This window comes from Flavobacterium ginsenosidimutans (assembly GCF_037478105.1).
In the GTDB taxonomy this organism is placed as follows: Bacteria; Bacteroidota; Bacteroidia; order Flavobacteriales; family Flavobacteriaceae; genus Flavobacterium; species Flavobacterium ginsenosidimutans.
Window position 1 is genome coordinate 4,600,635 of record NZ_CP147988.1, and the last position, 11,812, is coordinate 4,612,446.

Genomic DNA, 11,812 nt, shown 5'->3' on the forward strand with positions numbered 1-11,812 from the left:
TTTTAAAACCAATACTAAAAATGAAATATCAAAAATTACTTCTATTCTTCTTTTTTATAACCTTCTGCACTAATAATCTATCAGCGCAAGAAATAAAGATAAAATTTGACAGATCAACATGTCAGCTTAATGAAAATATTTATGTCAGATACGAGATTCCCGTTGAATTTAAATATAAGCGCGATTCAATTCAGAAATTAGATTTAAATCAATTTGATAAAATTGGTGGTCCTGCAAACACATATAGTGCAACGACTAAAGATAAAACCGTAACTTCTTATCAAACTGCATTTTCTTATTCGTTTAAAGCAATTACGCTAGGAAAGCAAAAACTGCCTCAGTTATTTGTTCTCTATAAAGGTCAAATTCTAAAATCGCCTGAAACTTATGTAACTGTTGTTAACGATCCTTCAGTCAAGGTCGAGTCAAAATTTAAAGAATATATAGGTGGACATTTATTTCATATAAGCCTGCCATTTTATATGCGTAAAACCAGCGGAATAAATTCATATTCGGCAATAGAATATACAAGTATTGAAAATAACGTCTTTGGAAGTGTAATATATGAAACCAAAGAAAATTTGGCATTATCTGGTGAGACTTACTCTTCTATAAATGACTTTTGTAAAAGTCTGGTAGATGATTTTTTTGAGCAACAAGAAAAAGAAGCTTCAAAGCCAGTTTATTTTACAAAAGGGTTGATAAATTTTATGGAAACAGATGTTTCCTATTACGATAAAGAAAGAAAACAAAAGTTTTACTACTTCATTGGTGTTGCCGAAACAAAAACCACTTTCTACACTTTCATTTCGTGGGTGCCGATAGAACGAAAAAATACATTTAAAGCTGATTTTCAACAAATACTTTACAGTATTAAAGACTAGTCAAATAATCAATCCTTTAAAGAATTTCGTGACTACTTTTATTTATAAAAAAACCTCGTCGATTGACGAGGTTTTAGTTGTATTATTTTTTTGATTCTTCGATAGAAACTTTTCTAAACTCTTTTAAAAGTTTTTCAATTTCCAAAGTCGATTTACGTGCTCTTGGTCCAGCAGCTTTAATTCCTTTCTCAGTTAAAGATTCTGCTTCAGCTTTGAATGTTTCAATTTCGGCGTTGATTTTTACTAATAAATCTTTCATGCTTATATATTGTTAAATTAAGCCACAAAAATAAAAGTTTGTGTGATAGTTACAACAATTTTGCTGTTAAATTTAATGCAGTTTTTCATTCATTTTCTTTACAATAAATTGACTTCTTGTTTTTCTAAAACATCACAAAACACAATGCACTAACAATCAAATACTTATTATAACAACTTTTAAATCATTCCTATTTTAAGGCTTTGTAGAAAGTATTGCAAGCAATAATATTTTCTTTCACATATTGTCTGAAAGTACTTCTATTTGTTAATTTCTCCAGAGAAAAATTACCCCAAAAGGGAGAAAAATCCTCACCAGACTGTTTAGAATACTTCAATTTTAATCTCGATATGGAGGATTTAGAAGGCTATTTTTTTCAGTTTTACTTTTCTCTTTCTTTCAGTTTATAACGTCCAGTTATCTAATTTCAACTTTTATTTTAACAGAAAGCTGTTTTGCCAAATTCGTAACATAATTGGTAAAAAATGCCGAATCATTAAACCCCTTGTCTGCACTCAATTCCCAAGCTGCAATTGCATAATAACTAATTTCTTTATTATCTTGAACGGTTAATTTAGCCAAATAAGAATCTGTTAACTGTCCTGTTTTCGGAGCTTCAATATAACCTTGGTAAATAGCTGCAGGAACCAAAATTGCCGTCCCTAAAATCCATTGACGTTCGTAAGTTAAATAGTCATGCTGAATAAGGCAAATCCAATCTCCAGACTCAATTACCTGAAGCGGGTTTTTATTATTTAAGTTAGAAATTGCCGCTAAGAAAGTTTCCTTTCCCTTAATCCCTTTAATCGAAACTGTATTTTTATAACCGTACATTCCCGGCCAGATAGAAGTAGTTTCCTGAACTTGATATAAATTATTGGTCGCTTTCCAGTTTTCGTAATGATAGCTTAAAACAGAATTTACTGGACCTTCGCTTACAATTTTAAAAGTTGTTTTTTCAACATTATTAATAGTATCGTTTCCTAAAATTCCAAGTCGGTTAATTTTATTATCAATCCATAAAGCATAACCTCCTAATCCAACTGAATTTCCAACAGGAAAAATATCTCGGCCCCAATCGTACATTACATGGTAATTGTCTTCAACCGCGCCTTTATCATTTATTCCAACATTTTCTGGTGTTATGCCTGGAAGTTTTTTACCGAAAACATCTTTTGAGTTTCTTCCATCCAAATAATGTCTAAAACCTACTTTATCATTTTCCCACGTTGGCCCATCAGTTTGATATTTTTGATAGCCTAACTTTTTATGAACCTGATCTGCCATTAAAACTTCTTGCGTATCTGGATGAACCGGAAGATTCTTCCCTTCCCTTTTTCCAAAACGAACACTTGTTTTTACTGTAAATTTCGGATCTGTATTAGACCATTTTAATTGTAAAGTTTTTTCTTCATTTGGCAAAAAATCAGCAGTAAAAAAAAGTTCATCCCATTTTCCATCTCCATTAAGATCATTTACTTGTGCTGGAATTGTATCGGTTTTAAAAAGCAAAATCGGGAAAGTTCCCTTTTCATTACCAAGATCATCTTTTTTTATAGAAATTGCCTTTTGTGATAGCGCTAAAGAACTGCTATTTTTTAAAACAATTGTTTTTTCCGAAACCTTTTGAGAAACTCCACAACTAGTTAAAAAGGCTGTTATTAAAGTAATTGGAAGATAAAATAATACTGCTTTTTTCATTCTATATTTTTTTAGAACAATTTAAGAGTTTTAATTGTTATAACAACACTTAAAAATAAAAACTTTGTTTTAGAATTCCTACACTATTATAAAAAAAAGCAGGATAGAGAAATACCCTATCCTGCAAACAAATGCACAAATTTTATAGAATAAGTGCGTGAAAAAATATAAAAAAATAAAATAAATTACATTAAAAAATACATTGCCTTATAATATTCCTGAAGTTTTGTCTTAGAAATTTTAGATGCTATAAAAGGTTTGTTTTCTGTTTTGTGATCCAATTTCTTTCTAAAAAAAGCATTCAGTTCTTTCAGAATTTCATTTCTAGTTTTAGATTCATCAATTAGAATAAAATTATTTGCTACTTCCAAAAATGAGACACTTCTAAAGAATTGAACATTAAATAAGCAAACCAAAACATTTGGTTCGTTTTTTTCCTGTGATAAAAAGTTAAGCAATTCTTTCCTATCATGTATTGCATAAACTATATGATCAAACTCTTTTTTTTCGTTTTCAAATAATAAAGATTCTTCAAAGAAATCAAACTCTTCTTTAAATCTTCTTTTAAACATTTTTAAAAAGACTCCATTGTTATCGTACACTAAAACCTGTTTCTTTTGCATTTTGATCTATTAAAAACATATTGCAAAACTAACTAGGCTGCGAAAAAACAATTACCCCTATAAGTCAGAAAATTAATATGATAAGCCATTTTTATTCATTTTAAACTTTTATAATGTGAGTTACATTCTTTTCAACAAAAGCCAATAGTTCTTCCATTTTTCTAAAATCATAATCTTTATTAGAAATTGAGATAATATAATTGTTTCTACCTCTAACATACAGGAATAAAAAATTTTTAGTCAAAATTGCTTTTTCAATCGATGTCCATTTATGAGTAAGTTCTCCCAATGGAGATTTGACAAAAATTTCTAAGCTCGTAAATGTAATTTTATATCTGTTATGAAATCTATCAGATTTTAGAAATCTCTTAGTCAGCTGAAAACCAATTTTCGAAATTGTATTTATAAAAGAATATTCAATTACAACGAAAAAAACAATTAAAGCTAAGCTTCTTATTAGCCAAGCAGAAATATCCTGATCTTCATTAATATAAGCAAAATCAAAAAAGATGAGAACCAACAAAAAGAAAAGTGAAATAAATATGAATCGGTCTCGAAACAAATGCTCGAAATACATTTTGTTTAATTTTCTGATCTCAGAAATATTCAATTCAAACTCTAATAAAAAGTTAGTGGTATTCATTTTTATACGTTCAGATATATTTTACAACAAAAGTAGTTTCACCATATTTTTAATTAGGGCAATAAAGTTTTTAAAATATTAGAATAAGACTTTTTTTTCTCCTTATAAATAAAAACAGAAGCGATTTTGTACACAAAACTTTTCTTTTACTCTACCTTAAAAAGTCAAAAAAACAATAAAATAAGACGTAAAAACAAATGTTATTTATTTTGTTTTCAAATAGTTATCTAAACAATGTGTTTTATTTTAAGTACGAAAATATTTACTTACTTTTGAATCGAATTCAAAATAAAGAAAATATTTTCCTACAATGTGTTTACTGTCAACTGAAGAAAATTTAAGAGAAAAAATTAAAGAACTTACTTGTCTTTACGAAATTTCAAAGATTATTTCAAAATCAAATTCGATCAACATCCAAACCCTGCATGATATTATCATGAGCATAAAAAATGCGTGGAGATATAGTGCAGATACTATTGTCGAAATTCATGTAACAGATTATCATTTATCTACTTCACAACAAATGGAAGAAAGTATTTCCCAATCTAGTTTTATACAGGTAAATAAAGTGGACTGCGGACATATTAAAGTACATTATCCAGCTAAAAAATATACACAAAATGACTTTGACGATGATGAACAAAAACTTCTTGATACCATTGCAATTGAGGTTGGAAATTATATTGAAAAATATCAAACATTAGAACGAAAGGCTTTATTACGCAAAACTATTGAGCGAATGGAACGCCTTACTCTCCTTGGGGAAATGACGGCTGGAATTGCTCATGAACTAAACACACCTTTAGGTAATATTTTAGGTTTTGCAGAACTGATAAAAGAGCAAAATATTGATTCTGATATTGATGCAGACATTTCAATCGTTATTAATTCGGTTATCTATTCGAGGGAAATTGTCAAAAAACTAATGTTCTTTTCTTGCGAAATGCCTCAAAAATTAGAATCACAAGAAATAAAACCAATTATAGTTTTTGCTTTATCATTCCTAAAATCGAATTTTCAAAAAAAAGGCATCAAAACTGAATTAATTTTTAAAGATGAAAATGTTATTGCAAAAGTAGATTCGGTTCAAATTACTCAAGTTCTATTTAATCTGCTCATAAATGCAGTTTATGCATCGCCAGAAAAAAGCATCATCAAAATTATTGTGGATCATGATGAAAACAATTTATACCTAAAAATTGAAGATCAAGGAACAGGAGTTCCAGATACTATTAAAGAAAAAATATTTGAACCTTTTTTTTCAACCAAACCAGTCAATTATGGCTGCGGATTAGGTTTAAGTGTAGTTCATGGAATAATCAAAAACCATAATGGAGAGATTATTTTACAGGACAATTTTCCAAACGGAACCATCTTCATAATCAGAATCCCATTAACTTAAAAGCAAAATGAATTCTAAAAAAGAAAATATATTGGTTGTTGATGATAACAACGATATGTTAGATCTCATTCAGAGACAATTAAAAACTTTTAATTATCGCACTTATAAAGCTTCTTCTGTAAACGAAGCGATCGAAGTTTTAAAAAATACAACTATCGATTTATTAATAAGTGATCTTAATATGCCAGAAATTAATGGCATGGAATTATTAAAATATACTGACGAACATTATCCTGCTATACCAAAACTAGTGATATCTGGTGTTCCGTCTATTCCAAGTGTTGTTTGCGCAATCAAATCTGGTGCATTAGATTATTTAACAAAACCATTTACAAGCGACGAGCTGTATAAAGCAATTAGAAGTTCACTGGTAAAGAATAACCTTCTTGCTAATGATTTTCATTCAAAAAATGAGGATTTATATAGCAATATTATAGGTAAATCTGTCCATTCTAAAAATGTTGTTGAAATAATCGAACGTGTAAAAGACACTAAAGCAACTATTCTCATAGAAGGCGAAAGCGGAACAGGAAAAGAACTGATTGCCAGAGCTATTCATTTTACAAGTAAAACAGCTCATAAACCTTTTATTGCTGTAAATTGTGGTGGAATTCCCGAAAATTTGGCTGAATCTGAATTGTTTGGTCATATTAAAGGTTCATTTACAGGAGCTATTGAAACCAAAACTGGTTTATTTCAGGCAGCTTCAGGTGGCACCATTTTTTTAGATGAGATCGGCAATACTCCTTTATCACTACAAATTAAACTTTTAAGAGTCATTCAAGAAAAAGAAATTCTAAGAGTTGGCGCTACAAAACCTGAAAAAATTGATGTTAGAATTATCTCTGCAACCAATAGCAATTTGGAAGAAATGATAGCAAAAGGTCTCTTTAGAGAAGATTTGTACTACCGTTTAAATGTTGCCAATATAAAAACTACACCATTAAGAGAGCGAAAGGAAGATATTCCCTTATTAATAAAAACTTTTATTGATAAATATTCTAACGAATATAATAAACCCGGAATAAAGATAAATGAAAAAGTAACAGAAGTTTTGTTGCGATATGATTGGCCAGGCAATATAAGAGAACTTGAAAACATTATCCAGAGAATGATTATTATGAGCGATGATCTCATTACATTAAATCAAGTTCCTGAAAACTTGAAGTATCACATTCCTACTTCACCTGAAATTCTGAAATCCTTAAAAGAATACGAAAAAGAGCAAATCTTAAAAGTTTTGGCATTTGTCAATCATAATAAAACAAAGGCAGCCCAAATCTTGCAAATCGATCGTAAAACCATAAATCAAAAAATAGCTTAAATCGAGTATTTTTTCCCCATGCGATCATAAACTACCTACCTAATTTTATACAAAAAAAGACATTCTGTTTTTAATCTGCTGATTTTCAATATATATATATTTCGAGGCACATTATTTGCCCTTAAAAGACAAAAATGTATTAAAATAAATCAAATTAATTAAAAACATATTCTTCATGAAATCGACAGATTGTCAAATTACGTTTAGTATTTCTCATTTTTTTAGAAAGAGAGATCACTTCTATATCCCTAAATTTTATAATTCTTTTTAAGAAAAATAGTTTAGCAAATTCACAAAAAGCCCCTTTTAAACTTAAATATCAAACACTTACAAGTAAAAAAAATCAAAAGTTTCGTTAAAATAACTTAACTTTAGGTACAAAATCCACATTTCCATGAAAATAATAGAACATTATTATGGTGCAGATCTAAGTTGGGTAGAGCATTATGCTGCTCAAATTGGAGGAAAAATTGAAGGGAATTTTATTATTCTGCCAGAGGATTCTCAAACTGGTATTAGATACTTTCTAGATTGTGGCGATGGAATAATAGCCTATTACATAGATGTAGAGTATCGTAGAAATTTCCAATTAATACAAAAAAATTTAAATCAAGATTTTGTCGGCTTTTACTACAATCTAACAGAAGGAGAAGCATCTGTTAGCAGCGGACATTTCATGTACAATGTTGGGCGATGGCAGTATAACTTAGCGGTTATAGACGGTTCTCTAGAATCAAAATATGATGTTGTAAAAGGAAGCAAAACTTTTGCTCTTTGCATTTTTATCAAAAAAAGTATGATTAAGGCGTATGCTAAAAAAAACAATATTGTCATTCAAAATATAGACAGTCTGGTTGATTCAAAAGAAAATACAATTGTTCGTTTTGACCGAATGAGTAGCGAAAGTTTTCATTTGTTAGATGATTTAAGAAAATTAGAAGTTGGAGGAGCCATTTTTGATTTAAATCTTAGAGGAACTGTTCATCTTTTAATTTCAAATTATCTAAAAAAGATTGCTACAAAAAGGCTTATAATGCAAACAGTAAACAATTCTGATTTGGGTAATATTATAAACGTTCAAATGTATTTAATTAATCATTTAGATGACCACTTTCCTAGCATTCAATATATGGCGAAAATGGCTAATATGTCTGAATCTAAATTTAAAAGTTTATTTAAAAAAATAACTGGAGATACTGCAAATGTTTTCTTTATGGAAAATAAATTGCTTTTCGCAAAAGAACTTCTAGAAAAAAAACAGCTTACCATTTCTCAAGTCTCCGATCAACTTCATTTTACCAACAATTCTTATTTCGCTTCAAAATTTAAAGAATATTTCGGATTATCTCCTAAAGCATTTAATAAACAATTGTGAAAATTGCACTAACGATCAGAAACAAATTAGCCTATGAGAAAAGTTACACATTATTACAGTCTAACACCAGAATGGCAATTGGATGTAGTCGAACAATTAAATACAAAATTGATTGATAACAAAATTATTTTTATACCAAAAGAAATAGGGAAAGGTTTTTTTTATTTTTCTCAGGTCATGGATGGAGTTTCCGTCGTTTATGCCGATTTAACTGCAAAAGAACCATTGAAAATTACTCGTCTTAGATCAGATAATGAATTGTATATTTTTCATTTTGATTTAAGCGAGCATATTAATCTCATTAAAATTAACAATATTGATTACCAAATAGGAGCGTTTAATCAATTAGATTTGGCAATTCTTGACAATCAAATAGAAAGCTCTTTTAAGCCCGCTGTTAATGAAAGAACTATTGCATTACGTATATTGATAGATAAAAAACTGTTGCATGATTTTATCAAAAAAATCTCTCTGCCAGAAAGTTCATTTTCATCAGATACTCCAGGAAAGAAAGCTTTTTATCATTACGGTAATATTGATAGTAATAGTATTTTATTAATTCAATCTTTAAAAACAAAACCTGTAGAAGATTTGTCTTTTGATTCTTTCTTAAAAGGAATTTCGTTGAAAGTCCTTGGTAATTTTTTTAATAAGTTTTATGAAACAAAAGACACTAGTACAGAGATTACAGATCTGGAAAGTGAAGCAATTGAAAAAACAAAAGATTATTTAATGAACAATTTGTATGGCCCATTTCCTTCTTTGACTTTTTTAGCTGGAATGGCCGGTATGTCGGCATCTAAATATAAAAGTTTATTTAAAAAACATTTTAACAATACACCTAAAAACCTATTTATAGAAGAGAAAATAAATTTAGCGCAAAAACTTTTAAAAAGCGGTGAATACAGTACTCTAACAGCAGTAATGTACGAACTTAATTATACTAAACTCAGCTATTTTTGCACTAAATACTACGAACAGCTCAAACGAAAACCAACAGATGATTTCGTAAAAAAGCATCATCGTAAAAATAAAAAAGTGACTTAATTGTCACTTTTTTGTTTTCTATTTTTTAGTTTAAAGTTATTTCATTAATTACATATTTTTTTAATGATTCACTTATAAAACAAAAAAGTGAAGAAATGACTTTCTTCACTTTAAATTATCGAGACCAAAATATCTAGAATTCCAAAAACAATTTAACTATCAAAATTGGTATTTACACTTGCAAAATTCCAACAAAATAAAAATTAAACTTAGCCGTAAAAGTTTTTAATATTACAATATAAGACATTTTAATTTTTAAATTTTATTTGATTGCTTTTTTTAGTTTGTCTAAAGATGGATCTTTCAATTCTTTTAATTGCTTAATAGCTATTTGAGCTATTTCTGTTGCCCCTTTTAGAGATAAATGTGTATCATCTGCTTTATCTTGATCATAATACGGATTTTCTCCTGCCTTAAAATGCAAATGCAATTCTTTAGATTTATCAGGTCCGTAGGATTGCTCTAATAACTCTGTGTAATATTCCAAATCAATAAATGGTACATTGTATTCTTGTGCAACCAAACGCGTTTCTAATGGATAATCACCGTGTGTTGGAACTAACACTCCTTTCTCGTTGAAATTACGTCTTGAAATTGAAGTCAATAAAACAGGAATTGCTCCTTTTGCTCTGCTTTCGTTTACAAATCGGATTAGATTGTATCTGTAGGCAGTATGCGGATTTGTATATCGGCTTGGATCTTCAATTTTCGCATCATTGTGGCCAAATTCGATAAAAACGTAATCTCCCTTTTTTAGTTGGTTATAAATTGAATCCCAACGTTTTTCGTTTATAAAACTTCTGGTGCTTCTTCCATTTACAGCTTTGTTTACGACTATTATATTATCTGTAAAAAATGGCTGTAAAACTTGTGCCCATCCATGTTCTGGATTCTTTTCGGGATCTTTTTTGTTTGCCATTGTTGAGTCTCCAATACAATACAAAGTTGTTTTTTGTGCGAAACAAACTGAAGTGATTAAGAATGTTAGTAATAAGTATTTTTTCATTTTTTGATAATTTTGATTTGTTTTTTTACCGCAATTTTTTCTTCTATACCGCACAAAGCTATGTTGATATTCTTTGTGTAGACGCACTGCAGTGCGTCTACACAGAAAACCTTTGCGAACTTTGCGTAAATTCTTAGCGCTCTTTGCGGTTAAGACGCACAAAGTCTAATCCTTAGAAACTGCTGTAGGCACACTCGCTCTTTGCCCGATAAAAACATCTGTCATTAGAACGTTTTCGGCATTTTCATTTGACAAAGCATTTTTAGCCCATTTAATCTCGATATTTTTCAAAGTAATATTTCGGATTTTTTTGTCTGGAAATCCCTGAATTACAATACCTGATTCTGATGCTTTATTACAGGTAATATTCGAAAAATATACATTTGATATATCCGATTGATACCCTTTTCCTTCTCCATGATAATTGGCCGTAATGTACAAGCAATCTTCCACTTCGTCTAATTGAATATTTCTAACAAATATATTTTTAATAAATCCTCCTCTATCTGCATTGGTTTTTAAATAAATCCCTCTTTTTAAATATCCAGCTGTTTTACAATTTTCAACATAAACATTCTGAACTCCTGCCGACATTTCGCTGCCAATTACAACTCCGTGCAGTCCTTTAAAATTACAATTCCTAATAACAATGTTCTGACTTGGCGTTGCTGTATTTGCTCTACCTTCGTGATCTCTTCCTGCTTTTATAGCAACATTGTCATCTCCATTATCAAAAGTTACATTTTCAATTAAAACATCTTTTGCATATTCAGGATCAATTCCGTCATTGTTGTGATTTAATGATTTGTAACTTATCCCTCTAACGGTTATACTTTCTGATTTTAAAAGATGAAGACACCAAAATGGTGAATTTTCTATTCTAACATTTTCAACCAAAACGTTTTTACAATTTAGAAACTGAATCATCTGAGGTCTTAAAAAATAACCTTCTCCAAATTTTCTTTCGTTTAATGGAACGTTATTGTGATTCATTTCTCGGCTCAAATTTTTACCTGAACTTTCTTTCGCTTTAAAGCTTTTCCAAGTTTTGCCACCTTCGCCATCAATCGTTCCTTCGCCAGAAATGGCAATATTGACACAATTATTAGCATAAATAAGTGGACTGTAATTATACAGCATCGTTCCTTCCCAACTTGTTAAAACCAATGGCAAATAATCTTTCGGATTGTCACTGAATTTAATCTTTCCTCCTTTTTCTATTTTAAGATTGACATTGCTTACAAAATGAATGGGTCCGTTAATTTTATAAATACCTTTTGGAACAATAATAGTTCCTCCGTTATTCTTTTCACACAAAGCCATTGCTTTATCGAAGGCCTTTTTATTGTCTGTAATCGAATCTCCCTTTGCTCCCAATTTCAAAATATTGATTTGATAAGAAGGAATTACAGGAAGCTGAATTCGTCGCACAATGGAATCTACCTTACCCGAAGGAAAATCGTTATTCTGTGCAAATGAAACACATGAAAAGAGTATTATGAATAGATATTTGAAATTCATGTAATGCGTTTTTTTTTAGTATTCAGT

Annotated in this window: 11 protein-coding genes; 5 read left to right on the forward strand and 6 right to left on the reverse strand. The window is 29.6% G+C overall.

Annotation, left to right across the window (positions count from 1 at the left end):
* The first annotated feature begins 20 nt into the window (after positions 1-20).
* On the forward strand, positions 21-884 hold the full coding sequence (locus V6624_RS19755) for a hypothetical protein (RefSeq protein ID WP_338839916.1): 864 nt from the start codon (positions 21-23) through the stop codon (positions 882-884).
* An 82-nt stretch (positions 885-966) separates the two neighbouring features.
* On the opposite strand, the gene V6624_RS19760 is transcribed toward V6624_RS19755, so the two are convergent.
* The 4 genes from V6624_RS19760 to V6624_RS19775 all read right to left on the reverse strand — a co-directional run bounded on the left by V6624_RS19760 (position 967) and on the right by V6624_RS19775 (position 4,110).
* Complete coding sequence (locus tag V6624_RS19760; protein ID WP_008467640.1) at positions 967-1,143, reverse strand: histone H1; 177 nt, start codon at positions 1,141-1,143, stop codon at positions 967-969.
* A gap of 417 nt (positions 1,144-1,560) precedes the next feature.
* Entirely contained in the window at positions 1,561-2,844 is a 1,284-nt protein-coding gene (locus V6624_RS19765; RefSeq protein WP_338839923.1) for a DUF4861 domain-containing protein, read from the reverse strand.
* 185 nt (positions 2,845-3,029) lie between these two features.
* Positions 3,030-3,467 carry a hypothetical protein gene (locus V6624_RS19770; protein WP_111289549.1) on the reverse strand — a complete coding sequence of 146 codons (438 nt, stop codon included), beginning with the start codon at positions 3,465-3,467 and terminating at the stop codon, positions 3,030-3,032.
* Between the two features lie 100 nt (positions 3,468-3,567).
* Positions 3,568-4,110: a hypothetical protein gene (locus V6624_RS19775; RefSeq protein WP_338839925.1), complete on the reverse strand. Its 543-nt coding sequence runs from the start codon at positions 4,108-4,110 to the stop codon at positions 3,568-3,570.
* Between the two features lie 310 nt (positions 4,111-4,420).
* On the opposite strand from V6624_RS19775, the gene V6624_RS19780 reads away from it, so the two are divergent.
* The 4 genes from V6624_RS19780 (at position 4,421) to V6624_RS19795 (ending at position 9,258) form a co-directional block, all read left to right on the forward strand.
* Entirely contained in the window at positions 4,421-5,512 is a 1,092-nt protein-coding gene (locus tag V6624_RS19780) for a HAMP domain-containing sensor histidine kinase (RefSeq protein WP_338839926.1), read from the forward strand.
* Positions 5,513-5,519: 7 nt separating this feature from the next.
* The gene (locus tag V6624_RS19785; protein WP_338839928.1) at positions 5,520-6,836 is read left to right on the forward strand and encodes a sigma-54 dependent transcriptional regulator; all 1,317 of its coding nucleotides are present in this window, start codon (positions 5,520-5,522) and stop codon (positions 6,834-6,836) included.
* 394 nt (positions 6,837-7,230) lie between these two features.
* On the forward strand, positions 7,231-8,211 hold the full coding sequence (locus tag V6624_RS19790) for a helix-turn-helix domain-containing protein (RefSeq protein WP_111289537.1): 981 nt from the start codon (positions 7,231-7,233) through the stop codon (positions 8,209-8,211).
* A gap of 33 nt (positions 8,212-8,244) precedes the next feature.
* Positions 8,245-9,258: a helix-turn-helix domain-containing protein gene (locus tag V6624_RS19795; protein WP_111289534.1), complete on the forward strand. Its 1,014-nt coding sequence runs from the start codon at positions 8,245-8,247 to the stop codon at positions 9,256-9,258.
* Positions 9,259-9,520: 262 nt separating this feature from the next.
* On the opposite strand, the gene V6624_RS19800 is transcribed toward V6624_RS19795, so the two are convergent.
* On the reverse strand, positions 9,521-10,264 hold the full coding sequence (locus V6624_RS19800) for a rhamnogalacturonan acetylesterase (RefSeq protein ID WP_338839929.1): 744 nt from the start codon (positions 10,262-10,264) through the stop codon (positions 9,521-9,523).
* A gap of 165 nt (positions 10,265-10,429) precedes the next feature.
* Complete coding sequence (locus V6624_RS19805; protein WP_338839931.1) at positions 10,430-11,785, reverse strand: glycoside hydrolase family 28 protein; 1,356 nt, start codon at positions 11,783-11,785, stop codon at positions 10,430-10,432.
* Between the last annotated feature and the right edge of the window lie 27 nt (positions 11,786-11,812).

Excerpts from the sequence above, each read along its gene's own strand:
- V6624_RS19785 (WP_338839928.1), top strand. The coding sequence starts at position 5,520 with ATGAATTCTAAAAAAGAAAATATATTGGTTGTTGATGATAACAACGAT.
- V6624_RS19765 (WP_338839923.1), bottom strand. The coding sequence starts at position 2,844 with ATGAAAAAAGCAGTATTATTTTATCTTCCAATTACTTTAATAACAGCC.
- V6624_RS19755 (WP_338839916.1), top strand. The coding sequence starts at position 21 with ATGAAATATCAAAAATTACTTCTATTCTTCTTTTTTATAACCTTCTGC.
- V6624_RS19770 (WP_111289549.1), bottom strand. The coding sequence starts at position 3,467 with ATGCAAAAGAAACAGGTTTTAGTGTACGATAACAATGGAGTCTTTTTA.
- V6624_RS19800 (WP_338839929.1), bottom strand. The coding sequence starts at position 10,264 with ATGAAAAAATACTTATTACTAACATTCTTAATCACTTCAGTTTGTTTC.
- V6624_RS19795 (WP_111289534.1), top strand. The coding sequence starts at position 8,245 with ATGAGAAAAGTTACACATTATTACAGTCTAACACCAGAATGGCAATTG.
- V6624_RS19805 (WP_338839931.1), bottom strand. The coding sequence starts at position 11,785 with ATGAATTTCAAATATCTATTCATAATACTCTTTTCATGTGTTTCATTT.
- V6624_RS19790 (WP_111289537.1), top strand. The coding sequence starts at position 7,231 with ATGAAAATAATAGAACATTATTATGGTGCAGATCTAAGTTGGGTAGAG.
- V6624_RS19775 (WP_338839925.1), bottom strand. The coding sequence starts at position 4,110 with ATGAATACCACTAACTTTTTATTAGAGTTTGAATTGAATATTTCTGAG.
- V6624_RS19780 (WP_338839926.1), top strand. The coding sequence starts at position 4,421 with ATGTGTTTACTGTCAACTGAAGAAAATTTAAGAGAAAAAATTAAAGAA.
- V6624_RS19760 (WP_008467640.1), bottom strand. The coding sequence starts at position 1,143 with ATGAAAGATTTATTAGTAAAAATCAACGCCGAAATTGAAACATTCAAA.